This window comes from Streptomyces sp. NPDC030799 (assembly GCF_055572255.1).
Genome location: NZ_JBVIDS010000009.1, coordinates 329,705 through 353,853 on the forward strand (window position 1 = coordinate 329,705; position 24,149 = coordinate 353,853).

Genomic DNA, 24,149 nt, shown 5'->3' on the forward strand with positions numbered 1-24,149 from the left:
TCTCGGCCGGGGCAGCCCAGCGGGCACTGAGGGCCGCTTCCGTGGCGCGGTGGACGGCTGCGCGCTCCCCCCGGTGCGGACGGGACGGCGACCTCGACGTCGAGCGGCGCCTGCTCCCGCGCGCGGAGGCCGGGCCTCGTACCGGGCGTGGCCGACCCCTTCCGGCAGCGTCCGAGTCGAGCGGCGCCGCCGGCTGCGGCTCGCGGACTCCGGCCACCGTGCGTGCGCCGAGGGCCCGGGGGCCTGCCGCGGACGTCCTCAGGCCGTCTGCCTGCGGCCCCGCCACAGCACCACGCCCGCCACCAGGAGAACCCCGCCGGCGCCGCCGGCCAGCGGGCCCGCCCAGTCGGAGGCCGAGGAGGTGACCTTGGGGGCGTCCGGGCCGGTGCCGAAGTACTTCTCGCCGGACGACGCCGCGCTCAGGCTCTGCGGCTTCAGGCTCGCGGCCGCCTGCAGCGCCGCCGCCGGGTCGATCATGCCGAAGCCGCGGGAGTCGTCCCGGCCGCCGACCGGCGCGTCCTGGGCGGTGCCCTCCAGGAGCGTCTTGATCTGGGCCGGGCTCAGGTCCGGGTGGGCGGCCTTGATCAGGGCCGCGGCGCCGGAGACGAAGGCGGAGGCGGCCGAGGTGCCCCAGCCCTCGTAGTACTTGTGGTCGGGGTCGGCGATGACCACGTTGACCCCGGGCGCGCTGACGGCCGCGTACCAGCGGCGGGTCGAGAAGGAGGCGCGGGTGCCGAAGCGGTCGACGGCGGTCGCGGCGATGACACCGGGGTAGGCGGCCGGGTAGGAGACGTGGTCGCCCTTGTCGCCGCCGTTGCCCGCGGAGGCGACGACCACCACGCCCTTCTTCAGGGCGTACTGCACGGCCTCGTCCTCGCTCGGTTCGGGGTGCGCGGAGTTCGAGTCGTCGCCGAGGGAGAGGTTGATGACGTCGGCGCCGTGGTCGGCAGCCCAGCGGATGCCGTCGGCGAGGGCGTTGCCGCGGCTGGTACGGGCCTTGGCGCGGGCGGGGTCGCCGTCCTCCAGGATCACGCGCACCGGCAGGATCTTCGCCTCGGGAGCGACACCCATGACACCGGCGGTGCCGCCCGGGCCATGGCCGTGCCCCGCGATGATGCCGGCCATGGCCGTGCCGTGCCGGGCCCAGGTGCGGTCGCCCTGCTCGGCGCCGAAGCCGATCATGTCCTTGGCGGGCAGGACGTTGCCGGCGAGGTCGGGGTGGTCGGCCTCGACGCCGGTGTCCAGGACGGCGACGGTGACACCGCGGCCCTTGGTGGTGCGCCAGGCCTCGTCCAGGTTCAGCGCCGACAGGGCCCATTGCTGGGCGCGGATGCCGTCGGCGTGGGCGGCGGTGGAGGGCAGCAGGGCGAGGGCACCGGCGAGCAGCAGGCTCACCGCCGCCCCGGTCGGGTGCACGCGGCGGTGGCCGCATATCGATCGCCTCATGAGGGTGTCTCCGTGGCCGTGCCGATGCTCTGGCGCAGGCGCCGCTCGACGCGGTCGGCCAGGCCCTGGGCCTCGTTGCCGAGACCGGCCTGGGCCGGTGCGGTGGTCGCTCCGGCGCTGACGGCGTCGGCGGCGGGCTGCGGCGCGTCGACGCCGCGGCCGTCGGCCCAGCCGGAGACGGCGTAGGCGACGACGGGGGCGTCGGTGAGGACGGAGATGGTCCAGGAGGCGCGCTGTTTGTCACCGAAGCCGGCCGCGGGGGTGCCCTTGGCGGGGTACGGACGGGGCATCAGATCGACGCGCCGGTCCAGGCGCTCGGTGCCGAAACGGTGGGCCAGCGCGGACATGGCGGCGGGGTCGGCCTTGGTGAACAGCAGGCCGACGGTGGTGACGTAGCTCTGGGTGGCGTCGGTGTAGGTGGCGCGCAGCAGCCGCCGGCAGCCGACGGGGGCGAGGACCTTCTGCAGCAGCGGGTCGAAGGCGTGGGCACAGCCGCCGTCCGGGGCCACGGCGATCCTGGTCCAGGTGCGGTCGGCGCCGCCGGGTCCGGCGCCCGTGCCCTGGACGGTGGGCGGGAAGAGCTGGTCCACGGGCACGTTGTGCCAGAGCGTCCCTGCGGTGGCGAAGTGGTCGCCGGTGGTGTCGTCCCCGTCGTCGCCGGTGAGCCAACTTCCGGTCGCCGCACCGCCGATGAGACCGAGGCCGAGCACGAGGCAGGCGGCAGCGGCGACGGTGCGGGAGCCCACCCGGTGCCGGGCGGGCTCGCCGAACGCCTCGGGCTCCGCGAACGACACCACGGGCCGCGCGGCCCCGGCGGCGCTCCAGGCCAGCGCCGGGTCGGGTGCGGGCGAGTCCGTGGCCGCCGGGGGGCCGACGGGGTGGGCGGGCGCCATGGGGCTCCACGCGGCCGCCTGCGCGCGCCCGGCGGACACGGCGGAGCCACGAGGGACGGATGCGGCGGCGGTGCGGCCCTCGCCACGGCGTCCGGCAGGCACGGGCGAGCCTGCGGAGCTCCGGGGCTCCGGGGCGGCGGGTACGGACGTGGCGCGGGCGCTCCGGGGCTCGGCGGATCCGGTGACCGGCCGGAGCCGGGTCGTGGTCTCCGCGGCGGTGACCGGCCGGAGCCGGGCGGTCGTCTCCGAGGAGGTCTCCGCCGGCGCTCCCGATCGCCGGGACGCCGGGCCGGGGACCTCCCGCCCCGTGCGGGGCGGAGTGTCGGGGAACCGGGCCGAGGCGGGCGGCGGAGGCGGACTCGCGGGCTGGGCGACCTCGGGTACCACAGGCTTGCGGCCGGCCCCGCCGACACGGTCCCCCAACTCCCCGCCCGACGCCCGCCCGTCGGGCACGGCCCGCCCACCGTCCGGCACCTCACCACGCCCGAAGCCACCACCGGCCGACCGGCCGTCGCGCACCGTACGGCCGGCGGAGGGCCGATCGTCGGCGCCGCCCGCGGAGAACGGACCGTCACCCGTCGATCGCCCGGCAGAAGCCGAACCGTGACGCGCGGACCCTGCGTCACGCGTGGGGCCGCCTCCGGTGAAGGGCGCGCCCTCACGCGCGAGGTCTCCGGTAGGGCGCAAGCCGCCACCCGCCGGACCCCGAGCAGGTGCCGAGCCATGGCCCACGGCACCCGGGACCGTGGCCCCGTTGCCGGACGCCGCACCGCCCGCGGACGGACGGCCGAGGCGCGGTGACCCTCCGGCAGACGGGCGGGAGGTGCGGGGTGCGAAGACCGACGGCTCGTCGTCGGGGTCCTCGGGGGGCGCAGTGACGGGGATGCGGGCGGGAGCGGGGTGCGGCGGAGCCGGGGCGGGGACCGGCCGGTGCTGGGATGTGCCCTGTGCGGGCGGCTCGACGCCGGTGTCTGCCGGGCGGCCGGGCGGAGCCGAAGGGCGCGGTGGGGCCGAGGGGCGCGGGGGGACGGGTGCGTGGCGCGCTTCCGTGCTCATGCACCCCCCGTTTCCTCGTGCCCGGGCCGTCCTCACGTACGCGGGCCGCTGCGCTGCTCGGCCGCGCCCGGGGCAACAGCTCCGTCCCGGGCACGCATACCCGTACGTCCGGACCGGCATCCCGGTTCAGCGATGCGGCCGGGGGCGTTCCGCCGTACGTGCGCGTCACTCTACGGGTTGTCCGGGCCAGAATCAGAACCAGTCCGCGGCGCCGGGGCATCTGCCCGGAACGTCCCCCTACCCTGCGGTAATCCCGTCTGGCAGGCTTCCGTCATGACTGCGCGCGCCGCCGACCGGGCCCGTTACGACCGGGCCACCGCCCATCTCGACGCCCCTCTCGCGATCGTGGACCTGGACGCCTTCGACGCCAACGCCGCCGATCTCGTCCGCCGGGCCGCAGGCAAGCCGGTCCGGGTGGCCAGCAAGTCCGTGCGCTGCCGGGCGCTGCTGGAGCGCGTCCTGGCCAGGGACGGCTTCCGGGGCATCATGTCGTTCACGCTGGCCGAGTCGCTGTGGCTCGCGCGTTCCGGATTCGACGACGTCCTGCTGGCCTATCCGTCCGCCGACCGGGCCGGATTCGCGGAGCTGGCGGCCGATCCCAAGCTCGCCGGTGCGGTGACCGTGATGGTGGACGATCCGGCGCACCTCGATCTCATCGACGCCGCCCGTGACGGTGGACGTGAAGTGGTGCGTGTCTGCCTGGAGTTGGACACCTCGCTGAGGCTGCTGGGCGGTCGTGTCCGGGTCGGGGCGCTGCGCTCTCCGCTGCGCTCCCCCGCCCAACTCGTCGAGCTGGCCCGCGCGGTGGCCCGGCGGCCGGGCTTCCGGCTGGTGGGGATCATGGCGTACGAGGGGCACGTCGCCGGTGTCGGGGACGCGGTGGCCGGGCGGCCGCTGCGGTCCCGGGCGATCCGGCTGATGCAGGCCGCCGCCCGCCGTGAGCTGGCCGAGCGGCGGGCGGCGGTCGTACGCGCGGTGCGGTCCGTCGTGCCGGACCTGGAGTTCGTCAACGGCGGCGGCACGGGCAGCGTGCAGCACACCGCCGCCGAGGACGCCGTGACGGAGATAGCAGCCGGTTCGGGGCTGTACGTGCCGCGGCTCTTCGACAACTACACGTCGTTCACCGGCCGTCCGGCGGCGCTGTTCGCCCAGCCCGTCGTACGGCGGCCGGGGGTCGGGGTCGTCACCGTGCTCGGCGGTGGCTATCCGGCCTCCGGCGCCGCCGGTCCCGACCGGCTTCCGGTGCCGTACCTGCCTCAGGGACTGACGTACGACCCCCAGGAAGGCCCCGGCGAGGTGCAGACCCCGCTGCTCGGCTCGCCCGCCGACGACCTCCTCGTCGGGGACAAGGTGTGGTTCCGGCACGCGAAGGCGGGCGAGCTGTGCGAGCGGTTCGACGCCCTCCACCTGGTCGAGGGGGACACGGTCACGGCGACCGTGCCCACCTACCGGGGTGAGGGGCACACCTTCCTGTGACGCGTCCTACAGGGGTGTGACGTACGCTCCCGCGATTCCGCCGTCCACCAGGAAGTCGGTGGCGTTGACGAAGGAGGAGTCGTCGCTGGCCAGGAAGGCGACGGCGGCGGCGATCTCCTCGGCCTCGGCGAACCGCCCGACCGGGATGTGCACGAGCCGGCGGGCCGCCCGCTCCGGGTCCTTCGCGAACAGCTCCTGCAGCAAAGGGGTGTTGACCGGGCCCGGGCACAGGGCGTTGACCCGGATGCCCTCCCGGGCGAACTGCACACCCAGCTCGCGGGACATGGCCAGTACGCCGCCCTTGGAGGCGGTGTACGAGATCTGTGAGGTCGCCGCGCCCATCCGGGCCACGAAGGACGCGGTGTTGATGATGGACCCCTTGCCCTGGCGGCGCATGTAGGGGATGGCGGCCTTGCAGCACAGGTAGACGGAGGTGAGGTTGACCTCCTGGACCCGCTTCCAGGCCTCCAGGCCGGTCTCCAGGATGGAGTCGTCGTCGGGCGGGGAGATGCCGGCGTTGTTGAAGGCGACGTCGACGCTGCCGTAGGTGTCGTACGCCGTCCTGAACAGCGTCTCGACCTGCTCGGGGTCGGTGACGTCGACCTTCACGAAGAGTCCGCCGACCTCGTCGGCGACGGCCTTGCCGCGGGCTTCGTCGACGTCCGCGCAGACGACGTGGGCGCCTTCGGAGGCGAGCCTGCGGGCGGTGGCGAGGCCGATGCCGCTGCCGGCTCCGGTCACGACGGCGGTACGGCCGACCAGGCGGCGGCAAACACTGTTGTCGGTCACTGTGCGGGGCCCTCCGTGCTGGGGGAGACGTTGCTGATGAAGACGTTCTTGGTCTCGGTGAAGGCGGTCAGGGCGTCGGGGCCGAGTTCGCGGCCGAGGCCGGACTGCTTGAAGCCGCCGAACGGGGTCCAGTAGCGGACGCTGGAGTGGGAGTTGACGGACAGGTTGCCCGCGCGGACGGCCTGGGAGACGCGCAGGGCTCGGCCGAGGTCCCGGGTCCACAGGGAGCCGGAGAGGCCGTAGGGGGTGTCGTTGGCGAGGCGGATCGCGTCCTCCTCGTCGGTGAAGGGGAGCAGGACGGCGACGGGGCCGAAGATCTCCTCGCGGGCCGCCCGGCCGTCGGGCCGCTCCCCGGTCAGGACCGTCGGCGGGAACCAGAAGCCGGGGCCGTCGGGGGCGCTGCCGCGCAGGGCCGGAGCGTCGTCGGGGACGTAGGACCGTACCCGCTCCAGCTGCTGCCCGGAGATCAGCGGACCCATCTGCGTCTTCTCGTCCGCCGGGTCGCCCACGACGACGGAGGCGAGGGCGTCGGCGAGGAAGTCCCGGGCCTCCTCCAGCACCGTCTCCTGGACGAGGATGCGGGTGCGGGCGCAGCAGTCCTGGCCGGAGTTGTCCAGGAAGGAGAAGGGGTCGAGGGCGGTCTTCAGGTCGGCGTCGGCGAAGACGATGTTGGGGCTCTTGCCGCCGAGTTCAAGGGTGACCGGCTTGACGAGGCGGGCGCAGCGCTCCATGACCTCGCGGCCGGTGCGGGTGGAGCCGGTGAACACGATCTTGGCGACGTCCGGGTGGTCCACGAGCGCGCGTCCGGCGGTGTGGCCGTAGCCGGGCAGCACCTGGAAGACATGCTCGGGCAGGCCGGCCCGAAGGGCGAGTTCGGCGAGGCGGAGCGCGGTGAGCGGGGTGGTCTCGGCGGGCTTGAGGACGACCGCGTTGCCGGCCGCGAGCGCCGGGAAGGAGCCCCAGGCGGCGATCGGCATCGGGAAGTTCCAGGGGGCGATGACGCCGACGACACCGAGGGGCTCCTGGAAGGTGATGTTCCAGCCGCCGGGCACCGGGATCTGCCGGCCGAGGAGGCGCTCGGCGCCGCCGGCCGCGTACAGCAGCAGGTCGCGGACGTTGCCGGCCTCCCAGCGGGCGTTGCCGAGGGTGTGGCCGGCCTCGCGGACCTCCAGCTGGGCCAGCTCTTCGACGTGGGCGTCGACGGTGTCGGCGAAGCGGCGCAGCAGCCGGGCCCGGTCGGCCGGGGCGAGGGCGGCCCACCCGGTCTGGGCGCGCGCGGCCCGTACGACGGCGGCGGCCACGTCCTCCTCGCTCGCGGCGGGGACGGTGGCGACGACCTCTTCGGTGGCGGGGTTGAGTACGACGAGCTCGTGCGGGTCAGTCAACGGTTGACCTTTCACAGGCGTTCGAAGGAGCGGCGCAGCTCCCAGTCGGTGACCGCGGCGTCGAAGGCGTCCAGTTCGACGCGCGCCATGTTGCGGTAGTGGGCCACGACCTCGTCGCCGAAGGCGGCCTTGGCGATGGGGCTGTTCTCCCAGAGTTCGGCGGCCTCGCGCAGTGTGGTCGGCACATGCTCGAAGTCCGCGGTGTAGGCGTTGCCGGGGCAGGGTTCGGGGAGTTCGAGCTTCTGCTCGATGCCGTACAGGCCCGCCGCGACCAGACCGGCGACGGCGAGGTACGGGTTGACGTCGCCGCCGGGGAGGCGGTTCTCGAAGCGCAGGGAGCGGCCGTGGCCGACCACGCGCAGCGCGCAGGTGCGGTTGTCGTGGCCCCAGGCGACGGCGGTGGGGGCGAAGGAGCCCGGCTGGAACCGCTTGTAGGAGTTGATGTTCGGCGCGTAGAGGAGGGAGAAGTCGCGCAGGGCTGCGAGCTGTCCGGCGAGGAAGTGCCGCATGACGTCGGACATGTCGTCCCCGTCGGCCATGGCGTTGGTGCCGTCGGCGTCGGCGAGGGAGAGGTGGATGTGGCAGGAGTTGCCCTCGCGCTCGTTGTACTTGGCCATGAAGGTGATCGAGACGCCCTCCTGGGCGGCGATCTCCTTGGCGCCTGTCTTGTACAGCGCGTGCTGGTCGCAGGTGACGAGTGCCTCGTCGTAACGGAAGGCGATCTCGTGCTGGCCGGGGTTGCACTCGCCCTTGGCGGACTCGACGGTGAGGCCGGCGCCGGCCATGTCGTTGCGCAGCCGGCGCAGCAGGGGTTCGATGCGGCCGGTGCCGAGGACGGAGTAGTCGATGTTGTACTGGTTGGCCGGGGTGAGGCCCCGGTAGCCCGCGTCCCAGGCCGCCTCGTAGGTGTCCTTGAAGACGATGAACTCCAGCTCGGTGCCGACCTGGGCGGCGTAGCCGAGTTCGGCGAGCCGCTCCAGCTGGCGGCGCAGGATCTGGCGGGGCGCCGCGACGACCGGGGAGCCGTCGTTCCAGGCGAGGTCGGCAACGAGCAGGGCGGTGCCGGGGTGCCAGGGGATGCGGCGCAGGGTGACGAGGTCGGGGTGCATGGCGAAGTCGCCGTAGCCGCGGTCCCAGGAGGACATCGCGTAGCCCTCGACGGTGTTCATCTCGGTGTCGACGGCGAGGAGGTAGTTGCAGCCCTCGGTGCCGTGGTGCAGGACCTCGTCGAGGAAGAAGCGGGCGGCGAACCGCTTGCCCTGGAGGCGCCCTTGCATATCGGGGAAGGCCAGGACGACAGTGTCGATCTCACCGCTCGCGACGAGGGCGTGCAGTTCCTCGACGCTGAGCGGGGGTGTGCGGTCTGCCACGGGAGAGCCTCCTTCGGCGCCTTCGCGCTTTTTCGGCCGGGCCGGGAGCCATAAGGTATTGCCAAGAACCATTGCTTGGGAAGGGGGTACGGCGGATGTCGCAGGACATGGGTACCGACGGGCTGGGTGACCGGCTCGCTCCGGTGCTGCGGCCGGTGCGGGCGGGCAACGGCTTCGAGGAGGCGCTGGAGCAGATCCTCCAGGTCGTGCGGCTCGGCCTGGTGCCGGGCGGGGAACGGCTGCCGGCCGAGCGGGAGCTGGCGGAGCGGCTCGGGATCAGCCGGGTGACACTGCGCGAGGTGCTGAAGGTGCTCCAGGACCAGGGGCTGGTGGAGGCACGGCGCGGGCGCTACGGCGGAACGTTCGTGCTGCCGCGCACGGACGCCGGCGGCGAGGACGAGCTGCGCCGCCGGATCACCGAGGTCGACATCGAGGACGTCCTGCGGTTCCGCGAGGTCCTGGAGGTGGGGGCGGCCGGGCTGTGCGCGGCGCACGGACTGACGCGGGAGCAGGCGGACCGGCTGCGCGAGGCACTGGACCGCACGCACGAGGCTCCGCTGGCCGACTACCGCCGGGCGGACACCCTGCTGCACCTGACGCTGGCCGAGCTGTGCGGCTCCCCCTCCCTGACCGCGCAGTACGCGGCGGTCCGGGCCACCGTCAACGACCTGCTCGACTGCATCCCGCTGCTGGTGCGCAACCTGGAGCACTCGCAGCGGCAGCACACCGCCATCGTGGAGGCGGTGCTGGACGCGGACGCGGACGGCGCGCGGGAGATGATGCGCGAGCACTGTGCGGGCACGGCGGCACTGCTGCGGGGCTTTCTGACATGACCCCGCTCTGCAAAGGTATCGGCGGACACCTTTGGAAGACTGGGAGGGCGGCGTGACCGGACGGCCGTTGATCGGTGTGAGCACATATCTGGAGACCGGTGCCCGCTGGGGCGTGTGGGAACTGGAGGCGGCCCTGCTGCCCGCCGCCTACCCGCGGCTGGTGCAGCGGGCGGGCGGGCTGGCCGCACTGCTGCCGCCGGACGCGCCCGAGCAGGCGGCGGCGACGGTGGCCCGGCTCGACGGGCTGGTGATCGCGGGCGGCCCGGACGTGGACCCGTCCCGGTACGGCGCCGAGCGCGACCCCCGCACCGGGCCGCCCGCCCCGGCCCGCGACACCTGGGAACTCGCCCTGATCGGGGCCGCCTTGGCCGCGGGGACGCCGCTGCTGGGCATCTGCCGGGGCATGCAGCTGCTGAACGTGGCGCTCGGCGGGACGCTGGTGCAGCACCTGGAGGGGCATGCGGAGGTGGTCGGCGTGTTCGGCGGCCACCCGGTGAAGCCGGTGCCGGGCAGCCTGTACGCCGGGATCGTCCCGGAGGAGACGACCGTCCCCACCTACCACCACCAGGCCGTGGACCGGCTCGGCACGGGACTGGTGCCGTCGGCCCACGCGGCGGACGGCACGGTGGAGGCGGTCGAGCTGCCGGCGGACCGGGGCTGGGTGCTCGGCGTGCAGTGGCATCCGGAGATGGGCGAGGACCTGCGGGTGATGCGGGCGCTGGTCGCTGCCGCGGACTGAACACGGCCGAACGGCCGGGCGCGGTCGATCTTGCGACCGTCTGCCGACTGCGGGCACGTCGTGGCCGGTCACGCGGCCGTCTGCCGACTGCGGGCACGTCGTGGCCGGTCGCGCAGTTCCTCGCGCCCCTGGGCGGGGCGCAGTAACGTCGGCTTCCGGCTCTGTGACCGCGACGCATCGCGCCTCGGGCGGCGCGGCCCGGAGGGCCGTGGTGCGCGACGTCGTCAGAGCCGTTTCCTGAGCCACTCCAGGGCCGCCTCGCCCTGGGCCCGCTGGAAGGGGCGCAGGGTGGGCAGGCCCGGGGGCGGCGGGTTCAGGGAGCTGCGCAGGAAGTAGCCCGTGAGGGCGGCCAGCGCGGCGGTCACGGCGTCCCGGTCGGCGTCCCGGCCCAGCGGGTGCGTGGTGAAGACCTCCTCCGGGTCGGGGCCGCCCTGCGCCCGCACGCACGGCAGCATGACGAGCAGGTCGAACCAGGGCGCGGCGCGCAGGGCGTGCGGCCAGTCCACGAAGGCCACACCCCCGTCGGCCGTGAGCAGCACGTTGTCCGCGCGCAGGTCGCCATGGGCCAGCGTGTCCCCCGAGGCGCCCTCGGCCCAGTGGGCCTCCAGCGCGGCGAGTTCGGGCAGATGGTCGGCGACCCGGGCACCGAGCCGGTCGCGTACGTCACCGGCCTCGCCGTCGAGGAGCCGGCGCCAGCCGCTGAAGTCCTCGGCCAGGCTCTCGGCGACGGGCGGGACGTCGATGGGGCACGGCGTACCGGTACGGCCCAGCACGGTCACGGCGTCGAGCACCCGGCGCAACTCGTCCGGCCGCCAGGGCACGTGCGGCTGACGCCCCGCCACCTCCTCGAAGACCAGGGCCACCCAGGTGCCGTCGTCGTACGTCCCGAGCAGCCGCGGCGCGGGTACGGCGGCGGGGAGCGCGGCGGCGGTGCGTGCCTCGCGGCGGTGCAGGTGGGGGCTGTGCGGATTGGCCTCGGCGCTCACCGCCTTGACGAAGCCGGTGCCGCCCGCCGCGGTGCGCACCCGTGCGGCCACGCCGGGCGAGAAACCGCCGCGCTGTGTCTGCGACCGTACGACCGGCGCGCCGAGCACCTCGCCCACGGCGTCACGCACCGCGGCGGGGAGGTCTTCCCAAGGGGCGCGGACGCCTGCGGCGGGCGGGGCAATATGAGTCATGGGCAGCATGGTGCCGGTCCGCTGCGCGGCTTGGCCAAGGGTTTTCGGCGCGTGGGGGTCGGACGTCATGGCCGGCTGCGGGTCCGTGGCCGGCGTCGGCCAGGTGAAGGCGCCTAGGGGGTGCCGACGCCGGGATGGTCCAAACGACACCCTAACCCCGGGTCAGCGACAGCAACTCCCGTGCCGGTCCCGTCGGCCGGTGCCCCGTCGGCCAGACCGCTCGCAGTTCCCGGCGCAGGGAGACGCCCTCCACCGGGATGCTGACCAGGCGCCGCATCGACAGCTCCTCCCCCACCGCCAGCTCACTGAGGACCGAGGGTCCCGCGCCGCTGACCGCCGATGCCTTGACGGCCGTGGTGGAGGACAGCTCGATCAGGGGGCGGGCCAGGCCACCGAGCGCCGCGTCCAGGACCTGGCGGGTGCCGGAGCCGCGCTCACGCAGGATCAGGGGCGTGGCCGCCAGCTCCTCCGGTGTCAGGGGACGCCGGCGGCGCGCCCACGGATGGCCGGGGGCCGTGACGACGATCAGCCGGTCGTGGGCGATGACGGCGGAGTCCAGGCCGGTCGGTACCGTCAGCCCCTCCACGAAGCCGAGGTCCGCGTCGCCGGACAGCAGCAGTTCCGCGACCTTCGCCGAGTTGCCGGCGAGCAGGGACACCGCCGTGTCGGGCCGTTCGGCGTGCAGCGCGAGAAGCCAGCCGGGCAGCAGGTACTCCGCGATGGTCATGCTCGCCGCGACCCTGAGACGTGAGTCCCGCCGGTCGCGCAGCGCCCGCGCACCCGCGTCGAAGGCCGGCCGCCGCCTCCACGACCCGCCGGGCCCAGTCCGTCACCAGCGCGCCGGCGTCCGTGAGCCGGGAGCCGCGCGGCGAGCGGTCGACCAGGGCCACCCCCAGCTGCCGTTCCATGGAGCGGATCCGGCTGCTGGCGGCGGGCTGGGTGATGCCCACTTCGCGCGCCGCCGCCCCGAGGCTGCCCAGCCTCGCCACCGCCAGCAGCAGCTCCAGTGCGGCCAGGTCCGGCACCCGGTGGGCCAGTGATTCCATGCGCTCCCGCTCCCCCTGCACCTCACTCATAAGCCCAGCTTATGCCCCCATAGGCGGGAACCTCCTGGTCAGGGGCGAGTGGCGGCGCGACTGTTGAGGTGTGGTCACCGTAACCGAGCCCCTGTCCCTCACCTCCGCCCAGCGCGTCGCCCGGGTCCGCCATCTCGGCCCCAACTGGTACGCCTCCGTCATGGGCACCGCCATCCTCGGCTCGGCCGGCGTCGCGTTGCCCGTGCGCGGGCCAGGGTGGCGCGATCTCTTCGAGGGTGTCTGGGCACTGTCCCTGATCATGCTCACGGCCCTGCTGGCGGCCCGGGCCCTGCACTGGGCCCACCACCGCGACCAGGCCCGTGCCCATCTCCTCGATCCGGCCGCGGCGCCCTTCTACGGCTGCCTGTCCATGGCCCTGCTGTCGGTGGGCGGCGGCGCCCTGACGGCCGGGCGGGACCTGCTCGGCACCGGCACGGCCGTCGCCCTGGACACCGTGCTGTTCACCGCCGGTACCGCGGTCGGGCTCGCCGCTGCCGTGGCCGTGCCGTACCTGATGGGCGTACGGCATCGCGTCCGGCCCGCGCAGGCGACCCCGGTGTGGCTGTTGCCGCTGGTCGCGCCCATGGTGTCGGCCGCGCTCGGCCCGCTGCTGGTACCGCATCTGCCGTCGGGCCAGCCCCGCGAGACCCTGCTGCTGGGCTGCTTCGGGCTGTTCGGGCTGAGCCTGTGCGCGACGCTGCTGATGCTGCCGCTGGTCTTCGCCCGGCTGGTCACCTCCGGCCCGCTGCCGCTCGTGCTCACCCCGACCCTGTTCCTGGTCCTGGGTCCGCTCGGGCAGTCCACCACCGCGGCCGGCCGGATCGCGGACGCGGCTCCCGGGGTCGTACCGGCGCCGTACGACCGTGGCCTCGGCATCTTCGCCGTGCTGTACGGGGTGCCGGTCATGGGGTTCGCGCTGCTGTGGCTGGCGCTGGCGACCGTGCATGTGGTGCGGGCCCGCCGGCAGGGCATGGGGTTCGCGATGACCTGGTGGGCGTTCACCTTCCCGGTGGGCACATGTGTCACCGGCGCCGCGGTGCTCGCCCGGCACACCGGTCTCGCGGTCTACGACGGGCTGGCCCTCGGGCTGTACGCCGTGCTCGCGGTCGCCTGGTCGGCGGCCGCCACCGGCACCGTGCGCGGCCTGCTCAGCGGCGAGCTGCTCGCAGCGCCTCGGCCAGCACCCGCGGCGCCTCGGCCAGGGACGGGCCGTACCAGGTCAGGTGCCGCCCGCTGACCAGAGCGCAGGGCAGTCCGGGAAAGGCCTCCGGGCCGTCGTCGGCGGTGAAGCGGTAGGGCTCGTCGGGCAGGACCACCAGGTCCGGGGCCGCCGCACGCAGCTCCGCCGGCGGCACCCGGGGGTAGCGCTCGGGGTGGCCGGTGTACAGGTGGTCGACGCCGAGCCGCGTCAGGACGTCACCCGCGAAGGTGTCCCGGCCCAGGACCATCCAGGGCCGGCGCCAGATCGGTACGACGGCCCTGGCACGGGCCTGAGGCTGCGGCAGGCGGGCCCAGGCCGCCTCCGCCTCCGCCAGCCAGCGCGGGCGTCCCGGTGCGCCGCACGCGGTGAGCACCCGTTCCAGCTCGGCGAAGGCCTGCGACACGCTCCGCACCTCGGTGACCAGCACGGCACACCCTGCGGCGCGCAGCGCGTCCAGGTCGGGGGCGCGGTTCTCCTCCTCGTTGGCGACGACCAGGTCGGGGGCGAGGTCCAGGATGCGGTCGAGCTCGGGGTTCTTGGTCCCGCCGATCCGGGCGACGTCCAGGTCTCCCGGATGGCTGCACCAGTCGGTGGCACCGACGAGGGCCTTGGGCAGCGTCACCGCCACGGCCTCGGTGAGTGAGGGGACCAGGGAGACGACGCGCACTGTGCGACCCCCCGCGAGGGAACCGGTCACGCCGCTCATCGCCTCCCGCTGGACTCTCAGCGAGACCTGTCCTGGACGGCCTCGATATGTTCCGCCACCGCCACCACGATCACCCGCGTGTCCGGCACCGTCGCCCGCCATCGGTGCCGTACCCCGCCGGTCAGGTACAACGTGTCGCCGCGGCCGAGGCGATACGCGCGCCCCTCGGCCTCTATCTCCACCGCGCCGTCGGCGACATACATCAGCTCGTCGTTGCGGTGCTGGAACTCGCGGCCGGCGTCGTGGTCGCCGGTGAACTCGGAGGCGTGCAGCTGATGGTGGCCGCGCACCAGGGAGCGGGTGCGGGGCTCGAAGTCGTCCGGGTCGGCCGGGTCGGCGCGGACGACGTCCACACTGGCCGCCGGGTCGGCGGCGGCGAGGAGTTCGACGGCCGTGGTGCGCAGGGCGTCGGCCAGCTTCTCCAGTGAGGTGCGGCTGGGGCGGGCCCGGTCGTTCTCGACCTGGCTGAGGAACGGCACCGACAGACCGGTGCGCTCGGCCACGACGGCGAGGGTCAGTTCCAGGGTCCGACGGCGCCGCCGGACGGCCGCGCCCACCCGCACGGGCTGCTCTTTGTGGTCGCCCATCGCTCCGGCTCCCTCCCTCGCTCGTCGTGCCGCTGTCCGGGGGCCCGGGTCGGGGCGGACCCTCTCTGATGACTTCTCTGCACCCTACGCATGTTCGGCAAACCGTTTCACGACCCTGTCACATCCCCGACATGCCGCGAAGCGCTCACCCTCACGGTTCGCGCCACGGTGACGGGGCTCCGGGATCCCTTGGGACCGAGTACCCACAGGGGGTGAATATGCCGACCAGCTGGGCCGAGCGACTCTGCACGGGCCAACGGTCATCACGTACAGTGATTGGCCGGATTCTTGCCGTACACCGCGAACGCCGCGAGGGGCGGGCGCACCGGACGCACTGTGGCGTACGGCGGCGCCCGCCCCTCGGGGGGCGGTCCGGGCCGGTCAGGTCACCCGGCCGCCTGACTGTGGGGGTCCTTCTTGGCGACCGGGGCCCACTTGTCCACCAGGCCGGGGTGCTTGCGCAGCCAGTCGCGGACGGCGTCCTGCTCCTGGCCCTTGCCGGCCTTCTGGATCTGCGACTCCAGGCCGGTGAGCTGCTCCTCGGTCATGGAGAAGTCCTTCAGCCATCGGCCGACCTGCGGATTGTCGCCGGTGAAGCCCTTGCGGGCCAGGGTGTGCACGCCGTCGCCCTGGCCCCAGGCACCCCGGGGGTCCTGGAGCTTCTTCAGGTCGTAGTCGCTGTAGGCCCAGTGCGGGGACCAGAGGGTGACGACGACCGGCTGCTTCCTGGTGTAGGCGCGCCTCAGCTCCGAGAGCATGGCCGACGTGGAGCCGTCGATCACGTCGTAGCTGCCCTGAAGGCCGTACTCCTTGAGGACCTTGCTCTTGAGCAGGCCCATCATGCCCGCGCTGGGCTCGATGCCGACGATCTTCCCGCCGAACTCGGAGGCATGGTCCTTGAGGTCCGCCAGGGAGTTCACGTCCTTGACATAGGACGGGACGGACAGCTCCAGGGAGGTGGGGCCGTACCACTTGCCGAGGTCGTCGAGCTGCTCGCCGTACTTCTTCCAGTACTCGGCGTGGGTGGTGGGCAGCCAGGAGTCGGTCTGGAAGTCGAGCTGGCCGGTGGCGAGGCCGGTGTAGAGGGGGCCGGCCGTGTACTGGGTGGTGGTGACCTTGAAGCCGCGTTCCTCCAGGATCTCCTTCCAGAGGAAGGTGGAGGCGATGCCCTCGTCCCAGGGGATGTAGCCGATCTTGATCTCCTTGCCCTTGCCGACGTCCGGTCCGGAGGCCTCGGAGGTGCCGGCGGACGGGCCGAAGACGGTCATCCCGCCCGCGACCAGGGCGAGCACGACCATCCCGACGACCGCGACGGCCGGACGCGGGCGGTACGACCACGCGCGCGTGCGGGCCTTCGCGGCGGCCCTGCGGCCGAGGGGTGAGAGCTGGGTGCCGAGCGCGCCGGTGACCCGGTCGAGGTAGATGGCGAGCACGACGATGCCGACGCCGGCCTCGAAGCCGTAGCCGATGTCGAGTTGGCCGATGGCCTCGTTGACGGCACCGCCGAGGCCGCCGGTGCCGACCATGCCGGCGATGACGACCATGGACAGGCCGAGCATGATCACCTGGTTGACGCCGGCCATGATGGTCGGCAGGGCGAGCGGCAGCTGGACGCGCCAGAGGATGCTGCGCGGGGTGGTGCCGAACGCCTCGGCGGCTTCCACCAGTTCGGCGTCGACCTGGCGGATGCCCAGCTCGGTCATGCGGACGCCGGGGGCGAGCGCGAAGATCAGGGTGGCGACGACGCCGGGGGCGGTGCCGAGGCCGAAGAACAGCATGGCCGGGATCAGCAGAACCATCGACGGCATGGTCTGCAGCAGGTCCAGAACGGGCCGTACGGTCGCGCTGACCGTCCTGGAGCGGGCCGCCCAGATGCCCAGCGGAACGGAGATCACCAGCGCGATCACGGTGGCCACGAGGACCAGCGAGAGCGTGGACATGGCCTCGTCCCACAGGGCGAGCGAGTCGACCAGCGCGAATCCGGTGAAGGCGAGGACACCGGCGGTGAGGCCGCGCAGCCACCAGGCGAGCACCGCGAGGATGCCGGCCATCAGCAGCGGCTGGGGCGCGCCGAGCACGGCGTCGATGCCGTTGTACATGCTCTCCATGACCGCCTTGATGGCGTCGAAGAGCCAGGAGAGGTGGTCGAGCAGCCACTTGACGCCGGAGTCGACCCAGTCGCCGAGGTGGATCCTAGGCACGGCTGATCACCTTCCCGTCCGGGTTGTCGCAGGGGGCGGGGTCGGCCGTCTCGTCGCCGAGGAGAGCGACCAGCCGCTGCCTGGGCACGACACCGATGACCCTGTTGGCCTCGTCCACCACGGAGACACGGTGGGACAGCCGGGCGCTGATCGCGCACAACTGCGCGAACGGTGTCTCGCGGGTCGCGGTCTCGCAGCCGCACAGCGGCGCGTCGGCCGTGACCGAGGTGTCCATGAGGGCGCCCGCCGTCAGCACGCGGGAGCGGTCGACGTCCTGGATGAAGGAGGCGACGTAGTCGTTCGCGGGGCGCAGCAGGATGTCCTCGGCGGTACCGGTCTGCACGATGCGGCCGTCGCGCATGACGGCGACGCGGTCGCCGAGCCGCATGGCCTCGTTGAGGTCGTGGGTGATGAAGACGATGGTCTTCTTCAGGGTCTTCTGCAGCTCCAGCAGCTGGTCCTGCATGTCCCGGCGGATCAGCGGGTCCAGGGCGCTGAAGGACTCGTCCATGAGGAGCAGGTCGGCGTCGGTGGCGAGGGCACGGGCGAGGCCGACGCGCTGCTGCATGCCGCCGGACAGCTCGTCGGGCCAGGACTTCTCCCAGCCGGCCAGGCCGCACAGGGCGAGCGCCTCGTCGGCGCGGCGTTCGCGCTCGGCGCGGGGCACGCCCTGCACTTCCAGGCCGTAGGCGGCGTTGTCGCGGACGCTGCGGTGCGGGAACAGCGCGAAGTGCTGGAAGACCATGCTGATCTTCCTGGAGCGCAGTTCGCGCAGTTCGCGGGCGGTGAGCGCGGTCAGGTCCTGGCCGTCGAAGCGGACGCTGCCCGCGGTCGGCTCCAGCAGGCCGTTGAGCATGCGCAGCAGGGTGGACTTGCCGGAGCCCGACAGGCCCATGACGACGAAGATCTCGCCGGCCTCGACGCGGAACGAGGCGTCGATCACGGCCGCGGTGGTGCCGTCGGCGCGCAGTTCCTTCCGGTCGGCGCCCTGCTGCAGGCGTGCCACCGCGTCGTCCGTTCGTCTGCCGAACACCTTGAACAGGTGCTCGGCCTCAAGCCTCGATTGCACGCGTACCTCTCGTCTCGGCGGTCGGAACAGAGCCCGCGCCTGCCCAGGTCAAGCGGGGGCAAACCCGCACGTGGCCGGGGTCACGGCACTGCGCGTCACGCAACGCGTTCCGGCGCGGAGGTGGCTGTCAGTGCCGTACGGCATGATGCGAGCGTGACCGGACGACTCATGCTCCTCGACACCGCTTCGCTGTACTTCCGCGCCTACTTCGGCGTCCCGGACTCCGTGAAGGCCCCGGACGGCACGCCCGTGAACGCCGTGCGCGGGCTGCTGGACTTCATCGACCGGCTGGTCAGGGACCACCGCCCCGAGCAGCTGGTGGCGTGCATGGACGCCGACTGGCGGCCGGGTTGGCGGGTGGACCTCATCCCCACCTACAAGGCGCACCGGGTCGCCGAGGAGCACGCGGGCGCGCCGGACGAGGAGGAGGTGCCGGACACCCTCTCCCCGCAGGTGCCGGTCATCGAGGAGGTGCTGGACGCGCTCGGCATCGCGCGGGTCGGCGTCGCGGGGTACGAGGCGGACGACGTGATCGGCACGTACAGCGCTCGCGCCACGGGCCCGGTGGACATCGTCACCGGCGACCGCGATCTGTACCAGCTGGTGGACGACGCGCGCGGGATCCGGGTGCTGTACCCGCTGAAGGGCGTCGGCACGCTGCAGCTGACCGACGAGGCCGTGCTGCGCGAGAAGTATGGGGTCGACGGGCGCGGGTACGCGGATCTCGCGCTGCTGCGCGGCGACCCCAGCGACGGCCTGCCGGGCGTGGCCGGGATCGGCGAGAAGACGGCCGCCAAGCTGCTCGCCGAGTTCGGCGACCTGGCCGGGATCATGGCGGCGGTCGACGACCCGCGGGCGAAGCTCACGCCGTCGCAGCGCAAGCGGCTCACCGAGGCCCGGCCGTATGTCGCGGTCGCGCCGAAGGTGGTGCGGGTGGCAGGCGACGTCCCGCTGCCGGACGTGGACACCGCGCTGCCGCACGCCCCGCGCGACCCGGCGGCGCTGGAGCGGCTGGCCAAGCGCAGGGGGCTCGGCGGCTCGCTGCAGCGGCTGCTGACCACGCTCGCCGAGTGACCCGGCCCGGAATATTCCGGCAAAGTGCTGTCATCCCGCGCTCAGGAAAGAGGTGTTGACTCCGAACGAGATGGTAACTTAGGTAAACCTAACCAATCCGCAGGAGGTCGTGATGGCAGAGCGTCCGGGACGAAAGCCGCGCAAGGCCCGTATCGCCCATGTGATCCGCACCGAGCGACTGACCCCGCACATGCAGCGGGTGGTCCTCGGCGGCGAGGGCCTGGCCGACTTCACGGCGGACACCTGCACCGACCACTACGTCAAGCTGCTCTTCGGCCCCGACGGCGTGACCTACCCGGAACCCTTCGACCTGGAGCGGATCCGTGCACAGTTCCCGCGCGAGCAGTGGCCGGTGACCCGGACCTACACCGTGCGCGCCTGGGATCCCGAACACCGGGAGCTGACCCTGGACTTCGTCGTCCACGGCGACGAGGGCCTGGCCGGACCGTGGGCCACCCGGGTGCAGCCGGGCGAGACCGTGCGCTTCATGGGCCCCGGCGGCGCCTACGCCCCCGACCCGGCCGCCGACTGGCATCTGCTCGTCGGTGACGAGAGCGCGCTGCCCGCCATCGCACGGTCGCTGGAGGCGCTGCCCGCCGGCGCCCGCGCGCACGCCTTCGTGGAGGTGTCCGGCCCCGGCGAGGAGCAGAAGATCGACTCCGAGGTGGAGGTCGTCTGGCTGCACCGCGGCGACCGGCCGGTCGGCGAGGCGCTGCTTCAGGCCGTACGCGCGCTGGAGTTCCCCGACGGCCGGGTGCACGCGTTCGTGCACGGCGAGGCGGGCTTCGTGAAGGAGCTGCGCCGGCTGCTGCGGGTCGAACGGGGCATCCCGCGCGAGGACCTGTCGATCTCCGGCTACTGGCGCCTGGGGCACAACGAGGACGGCTGGCAGGCCTCCAAGCGGGAGTGGAACGCCCGCATCGAGGCCGAGCAGGAGAGCGGCGCGGCCGCGGCCTGACCGCTGCTCAGGTCGGCACCTCGTTGATCTTGCCGAACGGGATGTGGACGCTGGGCGTGGTCCGGGACGTGCTGCGCAGGTGCGTCACCTGATCGTCGAAGAAGATGTGCGGGTCCAGCACCTTCATGACCGCGCCCTTGTCTATCCCGCCGAGGAAGAAGGCGTCGTTGACCCGCACGCCCCACTGCTTGAGGCTGTTGACGGCACGCTCGTGGGCGGGGGCGTTGCGCGCGGTCACGATGGAGACGTGGACCCGGACCGCGTAGTCCGGGTCGCTCGTGCGCCGCTCCTCCTCCCGTCGCTGTATCCGGTTCACCCCGGCGAGGAAGTCCCGCAGCGGCCCGGGGTCGTGCGGCGTCGCCGCGTTACGGGCCTCGTGCGCGCGGAACTCCTCCAGTCCGTCGGCCTGGTACACCTGCTCGGCGGCGTCACTGGCGAGCACCCCGTCGAAGTCGAACGCGATCCGCAGCTCCCGGTCGGCGGGGTCGTCCGGGTACGCCGCTCCGAGCACATGCCCCGCGGGCAGTCCCGCGGCGACGGCCTCCCGCACGTCGTTGCCGTTCGCCGACAGGAACAGCGACATGTTCAGCGCGGGCATGAACTTGTACGGGGACCGGCCCTGCATGAAGACCGCCCGGCTGATCGGCAGCCCGTGGGCCTGGATCGACCGCATGACCCGCAGCCCGGTGTCGGGGTCGTTGCGGGAGAGGATGATGACCTCGACGAGCGGATCTCCGGGCTCGCCGAGATCGTTCAGCGACAGCAGCCGTCGGATGAAGGCGAAGGCGATGCCCGGCCGGAGAGTGGTGTCGCGGTTCTCCTCCTGATAGGCCCGGTAGGCCTCCTCGCCCTGCTCGCGGAAGACCGCGTCCGACTCCCGCAGGTCGAACAGGGCGCTGGAGGCGATGCCGACGACGAGTCGGTTCGCGAGATCGTAGGCGGGCATGCCCTACATCTTCACACCGATGCTCAGTCGCCTTGTACGCGTGCGTGGAGGTGCATGTCGTGCCAGCCGTCGGCGTGCAGCAGCGCGCCGCGCTTGGTGCCCTCAAGGGTGAAGCCGGCCTTCACGGCAACGCGGCAGGAGGCCTCGTTGGCGGCAGCATGCAGGAGTTCGAGGCGGTGGAAACCGATCTCGTCCAAGGCCCAGTGGCTGACCGCGGTCGCCGCGCGGGCAGCCACACCGAGACCCCGGGCCTGTGCCACCGTCCAGTACGCGATCTCGGCACATCCGTCACCGAGCACGAGTTGGCGCAGCGCCATCCGGCCCAGCAGTTCGTCCGTCGTCTCGTGGACGACGGCCCACTGGGCGCTGTGTTCGGCCGTCCAGTACGCCTGCCACTGCTCGATCCAGCCGGCGACCTCCGCCACGGACTCGGCGGACCTCAGGTGCCACTGCTGCATGACCGGATCCTGCATGGCCGCGTACACGGCGGGCGCGTCCTCGGCCCGCCACGGGCGCAGGACCAGACCGTCACGGGTCGACAGGGTCGGCTGGGGACGACGGGCGAGGGTTCCGGCGGGCAGTACCGGAGTGGTGAGAAAGGGCATGATCCACATCCTGACGGCCACCGGCCCGTGGGCGCACCCGGTTTCCGCCTCGTACCCTTGACCCCGATGAGACGCCGTACCCCGCCCCCGCCCGCCCCGCTCCCCCAGATCGACGGTGTCGACCCCGTGCGGGTGCGGCTGCCGCACGACGGGACGTGGGCCACCGTGCGGGAGCATCTGGTGGCGCGGCTGACGGGCGCCGGACCCGGGATGGTCGAGTCGATGTTCGACGCGGGGCGGGTCGTGGGCGCCGACGGACGGGCGGTGGCGCCGGACGCGCCGTACCGGCCGGGGATGTTCGTGTGGTTCCACCGCGAGTTGCCCGCCGAGGTGCCGGTGCCGTTCCCGGTGGAGGTGGTGTACCGCGACGACCACATCGTCGTCGCCGACAAGCCGCACTTCCTCGCGACGACCCCGCGCGGCACACATGTGGCCGAGACCGCGCTGGCCCGGCTCCGCCGTGAGCTGGACATACCGACGCTGACCGCCGCGCACCGGCTGGACCGGCTCACGGCGGGGCTGGTGCTGTTCACCGTGCGCCCCGAGGAGCGCGGTGCGTACCAGACGCTGTTCCGGGACCGGCGGGTGCACAAGGAGTACGAGGCGGTCGCCCCGTACGACCCCTCGCTGGTCCTGCCCCGGACCGTGCGCAGCCGGATCGTCAAGGAACGCGGGGTGCAGCAGGCCCGGGAGGTCGAGGGCGAGCCGAACGCCGAGACCCATGTGGAGCGGACCGGGCACCGGGGCGGGCTCGCCCGGTACCGGCTCCTCCCGGCGACCGGGCAGACCCACCAGCTGCGGGTGCATCTGAACGCGCTGGGCGTCCCCATCCTCGGCGACCCGCTGTACCCGGAGGTGACCGCCCCGGTGCCGGCCGGCGACTTCCGGCACCCGCTGCAACTGCTCGCCCGCAGGCTGGAGTTCACCGACCCGGTCACCGGGGCGGAGCACTCGTTCGTCAGCGAGCGAGTGCTCCGCGCCTGGGCCGACGTGGACTGAGTGCGCCCCGAAGGAACGCGGCGCCCTTTCGATCTGCGGCTCCGCCGCGATGTGGCTCCCCGGGTGCGAACGAAGCCGGCGGATCGCTAGGTCACTCCCCGCGCCACCAGTGCAGCAGCCGCCGCCACACGCCCCGCGGCCGCGCCGCCGGCGCGGGTGCCGGACGGTAGGGCTCGGGCGCGACGGGGCGGGCAGTGGTGGTGCGCGGCTCGATCGTCGAAGGCTGCTGCTGCGGGATGGCCAGGGGCCGGGGCGGGCCGTCGACGTCCTGCTGCGGCTTCGGCTCGAAGCGCACGGGCAGGGACACCAGGTGCCGGGAGGCGATGGACGAACGCCAGCGCAACTCCTCTTCCGCGCAGTCGAGCTGGACGTCGGGCAGCCGCATCAGCAGCGCGTCGACGCCGACGTCGGCGATGGCACGGCCGATGTCCTGGCCGGGACACTCGTGGGGGCCGCCGCCGAAGGCGAGGTGGGAACGGTTGCCCTGCATGCTCGCGGACAGGTCCGGGCGGATGCGCGGGTCGAGGTTGCCCGGGGCGGGCGCGAAGAGCAGGCCGTCGCCCTTGCGGATGCGCTGCCCGCCCAGCTCGGTGTCCTGCTTGGCGTAGTAGCCGAGGACGGTGCTGAACGGCGGCTCGTCCCACAGGGACTGCTCGATCGCCTCGGGCACGGTCATCTGTCCGCCGCTGAGCTGAGCGCGGAAGCCGGGCTCGGTGAGGACCATGCGCAGCGCGTTGGCGAGGAGGTTCGCGGTGGCCTCGTAGGCCGCGAAGAGGACGAGCCGCAGGTGTTCGCGGACCTCGTCGTCGCCGAGTCCGGCCGGGTGGGTGACGAGGTGACTGGTGAAGTCGTCCTCGGGCCGGGCGCGGCGCCGGGTGGTGAGGCGGCTGAGCGCGTCCATGACATAGGCGTGGCTCTGGATGGCGGTCTCGGTGCCCTTCAGGGCGTCCCGGGCGGCCTGCACCATCCGGTCGTTGTACTCCTCCGGCATGCCGAGGATCTCGCACATGACGGCCATCGGCAGGTGCTCGGCGAACTGGGAGACCAGGTCGGCCCGGCCGCGTTCGCAGAAGCTGTTGACCAGGCCCTGGGTGTAGCGGCCGATGTGGCGGCGCATGCTGCGGTGGTCGATGGTGGCCATGGCTGCGGTGACCGCCGCGCGCAGCCGCTGGTGCTCGTCGCCCTCGGCGTGCGAGCAGATCGGCTGCCAGGCGATGTGCGGCATGAGCGGGTGGTCGGGCTTGACCATGCCGTCGGCCAGCGGGCTCCAGATCCGGCTGTCGCGGGTGTACAGGGAGGGGCTGCGGACCATGTGCAGATTCTCGGCGTGCCCGAGGACCACCCACATGGGTACGTCGTCGTGGAGCAGTACGGGCGCCACGGAGCCGTGCTGCTCCCGCAGCCGCTCGTAGAGGTCGCCCAGGTCCTGCGCGTCGGGGCCGTAGAGCCGGTGCAGCCCGCCGGGACCGAGGCCGTGCGCGGGACAGCCCGGCGGCGGGAAGGAGGTGGGGTCGGTGTCGGTCAGGGAGGGTTCAGACGTCACGGTGTCGCTCCGGAACAAA

The 24,149-nt window shown here is 73.3% G+C and carries 20 protein-coding genes and 1 pseudogene; 7 read left to right on the plus strand and 14 right to left on the minus strand.

Annotated features, from left to right (window positions below; all coding sequences use genetic code 11):
- Nucleotides 1–258 precede the first annotated feature (258 nt).
- Together mycP and ACZ41I_RS24060 are read right to left on the minus strand one after the other, a co-directional pair.
- A complete protein-coding gene (mycP, locus tag ACZ41I_RS24055; RefSeq protein WP_363215987.1) occupies nt 259–1,446 on the minus strand; it encodes a type VII secretion-associated serine protease mycosin in 1,188 nt (395 codons plus the stop codon).
- On the minus strand, nt 1,443–2,339 hold the full coding sequence (locus tag ACZ41I_RS24060; RefSeq protein ID WP_468515017.1) for a hypothetical protein: 897 nt from the start codon (nt 2,337–2,339) through the stop codon (nt 1,443–1,445). The genes mycP and ACZ41I_RS24060 overlap by 4 nt, the downstream gene beginning before the upstream one ends.
- A 1,329-nt stretch (nt 2,340–3,668) precedes the next feature.
- Here ACZ41I_RS24060 and ACZ41I_RS24065 point away from each other — a divergent pair.
- Nucleotides 3,669–4,871, plus strand: a complete 1,203-nt coding sequence (locus tag ACZ41I_RS24065) for an amino acid deaminase/aldolase (protein ID WP_468515018.1) — start codon at nt 3,669–3,671, stop codon at nt 4,869–4,871.
- A gap of 6 nt (nt 4,872–4,877) precedes the next feature.
- Here the strand turns inward: ACZ41I_RS24065 and ACZ41I_RS24070 are convergent, their stop codons facing one another.
- From ACZ41I_RS24070 to ACZ41I_RS24080, 3 genes are read right to left on the minus strand one after another with little or no spacing between them, the layout of a single operon-like run.
- Entirely contained in the window at nt 4,878–5,660 is a 783-nt protein-coding gene (locus tag ACZ41I_RS24070) for a 3-oxoacyl-ACP reductase (RefSeq protein WP_468515019.1), read from the minus strand.
- Complete coding sequence (locus ACZ41I_RS24075) at nt 5,657–7,045, minus strand: aldehyde dehydrogenase family protein (RefSeq protein WP_399771161.1); 1,389 nt, start codon at nt 7,043–7,045, stop codon at nt 5,657–5,659. The genes ACZ41I_RS24070 and ACZ41I_RS24075 overlap by 4 nt, the downstream gene beginning before the upstream one ends.
- Nucleotides 7,046–7,056: 11 nt before the next feature.
- Nucleotides 7,057–8,415 (minus strand): glutamine synthetase family protein, encoded by a 1,359-nt coding sequence (locus ACZ41I_RS24080; RefSeq protein ID WP_468515020.1) that lies wholly within the window; start codon nt 8,413–8,415, stop codon nt 7,057–7,059.
- A 95-nt stretch (nt 8,416–8,510) separates the two neighbouring features.
- Here ACZ41I_RS24080 and ACZ41I_RS24085 point away from each other — a divergent pair, with 95 nt between their 5' ends.
- Together ACZ41I_RS24085 and ACZ41I_RS24090 are read left to right on the plus strand one after the other, a co-directional pair.
- The gene (locus tag ACZ41I_RS24085) at nt 8,511–9,248 is read left to right on the plus strand and encodes a FadR/GntR family transcriptional regulator (protein WP_468515021.1); all 738 of its coding nucleotides are present in this window, start codon (nt 8,511–8,513) and stop codon (nt 9,246–9,248) included.
- A gap of 52 nt (nt 9,249–9,300) precedes the next feature.
- A complete protein-coding gene (locus ACZ41I_RS24090) occupies nt 9,301–9,987 on the plus strand; it encodes a gamma-glutamyl-gamma-aminobutyrate hydrolase family protein (protein ID WP_468515022.1) in 687 nt (228 codons plus the stop codon).
- A gap of 224 nt (nt 9,988–10,211) precedes the next feature.
- Here ACZ41I_RS24090 and ACZ41I_RS24095 read toward each other — a convergent pair whose 3' ends face one another.
- The gene (locus tag ACZ41I_RS24095; protein WP_468515023.1) at nt 10,212–11,165 is read right to left on the minus strand and encodes an aminoglycoside phosphotransferase family protein; all 954 of its coding nucleotides are present in this window, start codon (nt 11,163–11,165) and stop codon (nt 10,212–10,214) included.
- Nucleotides 11,166–11,316: 151 nt separating this feature from the next.
- A pseudogene (locus ACZ41I_RS24100) lies at nt 11,317–12,241 on the minus strand (LysR family transcriptional regulator).
- Between the two features lie 70 nt (nt 12,242–12,311).
- On the opposite strand from ACZ41I_RS24100, the gene ACZ41I_RS24105 reads away from it, so the two are divergent.
- Nucleotides 12,312–13,478: a TDT family transporter gene (locus ACZ41I_RS24105; protein WP_468515024.1), complete on the plus strand. Its 1,167-nt coding sequence runs from the start codon at nt 12,312–12,314 to the stop codon at nt 13,476–13,478.
- Here the strand turns inward: ACZ41I_RS24105 and ACZ41I_RS24110 are convergent.
- From ACZ41I_RS24110 to ACZ41I_RS24125, 4 genes are all read right to left on the minus strand, one after another.
- A complete protein-coding gene (locus tag ACZ41I_RS24110; protein ID WP_468515025.1) occupies nt 13,390–14,148 on the minus strand; it encodes a helical backbone metal receptor in 759 nt (252 codons plus the stop codon). The two genes, ACZ41I_RS24105 and ACZ41I_RS24110, sit on opposite strands and share 89 nt — an antisense overlap.
- A gap of 17 nt (nt 14,149–14,165) precedes the next feature.
- Entirely contained in the window at nt 14,166–14,735 is a 570-nt protein-coding gene (locus ACZ41I_RS24115; protein WP_363216687.1) for a helix-turn-helix domain-containing protein, read from the minus strand.
- Between the two features lie 386 nt (nt 14,736–15,121).
- Nucleotides 15,122–16,936 (minus strand): ABC transporter permease/substrate binding protein, encoded by a 1,815-nt coding sequence (locus ACZ41I_RS24120; protein ID WP_468515026.1) that lies wholly within the window; start codon nt 16,934–16,936, stop codon nt 15,122–15,124.
- Nucleotides 16,929–18,005 (minus strand): quaternary amine ABC transporter ATP-binding protein, encoded by a 1,077-nt coding sequence (locus ACZ41I_RS24125; RefSeq protein ID WP_468515027.1) that lies wholly within the window; start codon nt 18,003–18,005, stop codon nt 16,929–16,931. Before ACZ41I_RS24125 ends, ACZ41I_RS24120 begins: the two co-directional genes overlap by 8 nt.
- 153 nt (nt 18,006–18,158) lie before the next feature.
- On the opposite strand from ACZ41I_RS24125, the gene ACZ41I_RS24130 reads away from it, so the two are divergent.
- Together ACZ41I_RS24130 and ACZ41I_RS24135 are read left to right on the plus strand one after the other, a co-directional pair.
- The gene (locus ACZ41I_RS24130; protein WP_468515028.1) at nt 18,159–19,079 is read left to right on the plus strand and encodes a 5'-3' exonuclease; all 921 of its coding nucleotides are present in this window, start codon (nt 18,159–18,161) and stop codon (nt 19,077–19,079) included.
- 112 nt (nt 19,080–19,191) lie between these two features.
- Nucleotides 19,192–20,037 (plus strand): siderophore-interacting protein, encoded by an 846-nt coding sequence (locus tag ACZ41I_RS24135; RefSeq protein WP_363216683.1) that lies wholly within the window; start codon nt 19,192–19,194, stop codon nt 20,035–20,037.
- A 7-nt stretch (nt 20,038–20,044) separates the two neighbouring features.
- On the opposite strand, the gene ACZ41I_RS24140 is transcribed toward ACZ41I_RS24135, so the two are convergent.
- Nucleotides 20,045–20,983, minus strand: coding sequence for a 5'-nucleotidase (locus ACZ41I_RS24140; RefSeq protein WP_363216682.1), 939 nt, complete (start codon nt 20,981–20,983; stop codon nt 20,045–20,047).
- Nucleotides 20,984–21,006: 23 nt separating this feature from the next.
- Nucleotides 21,007–21,588, minus strand: coding sequence for a GNAT family N-acetyltransferase (locus tag ACZ41I_RS24145; RefSeq protein ID WP_468515029.1), 582 nt, complete (start codon nt 21,586–21,588; stop codon nt 21,007–21,009).
- A 66-nt stretch (nt 21,589–21,654) separates the two neighbouring features.
- Between ACZ41I_RS24145 and ACZ41I_RS24150 the strand changes: the two genes are divergently transcribed.
- A complete protein-coding gene (locus ACZ41I_RS24150) occupies nt 21,655–22,587 on the plus strand; it encodes a pseudouridine synthase (protein ID WP_468515030.1) in 933 nt (310 codons plus the stop codon).
- 91 nt (nt 22,588–22,678) lie between these two features.
- Here the strand turns inward: ACZ41I_RS24150 and ACZ41I_RS24155 are convergent, their stop codons facing one another.
- Nucleotides 22,679–24,130: a cytochrome P450 gene (locus ACZ41I_RS24155; RefSeq protein ID WP_363216679.1), complete on the minus strand. Its 1,452-nt coding sequence runs from the start codon at nt 24,128–24,130 to the stop codon at nt 22,679–22,681.
- Between the last annotated feature and the right edge of the window lie 19 nt (nt 24,131–24,149).

Bases quoted from the DNA above. Each gene is read 5' to 3' on its own strand.
- ACZ41I_RS24140 (WP_363216682.1), bottom strand. From the start codon at position 20,983: ATGCCCGCCTACGATCTCGCGAACCGACTCGTCGTCGGCATCGCCTCC.
- mycP (WP_363215987.1), bottom strand. From the start codon at position 1,446: ATGAGGCGATCGATATGCGGCCACCGCCGCGTGCACCCGACCGGGGCG.
- ACZ41I_RS24115 (WP_363216687.1), bottom strand. From the start codon at position 14,735: ATGGGCGACCACAAAGAGCAGCCCGTGCGGGTGGGCGCGGCCGTCCGG.
- ACZ41I_RS24145 (WP_468515029.1), bottom strand. From the start codon at position 21,588: ATGCCCTTTCTCACCACTCCGGTACTGCCCGCCGGAACCCTCGCCCGT.
- ACZ41I_RS24150 (WP_468515030.1), top strand. From the start codon at position 21,655: ATGAGACGCCGTACCCCGCCCCCGCCCGCCCCGCTCCCCCAGATCGAC.
- ACZ41I_RS24095 (WP_468515023.1), bottom strand. From the start codon at position 11,165: ATGACTCATATTGCCCCGCCCGCCGCAGGCGTCCGCGCCCCTTGGGAA.
- ACZ41I_RS24135 (WP_363216683.1), top strand. From the start codon at position 19,192: ATGGCAGAGCGTCCGGGACGAAAGCCGCGCAAGGCCCGTATCGCCCAT.
- ACZ41I_RS24110 (WP_468515025.1), bottom strand. From the start codon at position 14,148: ATGAGCGGCGTGACCGGTTCCCTCGCGGGGGGTCGCACAGTGCGCGTC.
- ACZ41I_RS24065 (WP_468515018.1), top strand. From the start codon at position 3,669: ATGACTGCGCGCGCCGCCGACCGGGCCCGTTACGACCGGGCCACCGCC.
- ACZ41I_RS24060 (WP_468515017.1), bottom strand. From the start codon at position 2,339: ATGGCGCCCGCCCACCCCGTCGGCCCCCCGGCGGCCACGGACTCGCCC.
- ACZ41I_RS24085 (WP_468515021.1), top strand. From the start codon at position 8,511: ATGTCGCAGGACATGGGTACCGACGGGCTGGGTGACCGGCTCGCTCCG.